Here is a 253-nt window from a genome sequence, read left to right as displayed (position 1 = left end):
GACGCAATAAGGTGACGATTTGCTCGGGTTTAAGACGTTGGCCTTTTGCCATATTTAGCACTCCTTTAAGGTGAAGATTATCAAAAATCCTCTCTTTGGGAGTGGTACTAAAAATCAGGTCAGTTCAGAAGGCCTAAAGATCCCACAAAAGCAACCTCCTAGAGGCAGACTCTGGCTCTCCGATGGCAGCTGTATGAGATTGCGAGCTACTCATACCAATCATGTTTGGAGTTATGACTTTGTCTTTATCAGG

At 43.9% G+C, this 253-nt stretch carries 1 pseudogene; it reads left to right on the top strand.

Annotation, left to right across the window (positions count from 1 at the left end):
- Positions 1 to 127: 127 nt before the first annotated feature.
- Positions 128 to 253, top strand: a pseudogene (locus ICN13_RS10075) (IS3 family transposase); the annotation flags it as partial.

It is taken from the genome of Polynucleobacter sp. MWH-Berg-3C6 (assembly GCF_018881855.1).
Classification (GTDB): Bacteria; Pseudomonadota; Gammaproteobacteria; order Burkholderiales; family Burkholderiaceae; genus Polynucleobacter.
This window is presented reverse-complemented; position numbering and strand designations above follow the sequence as displayed.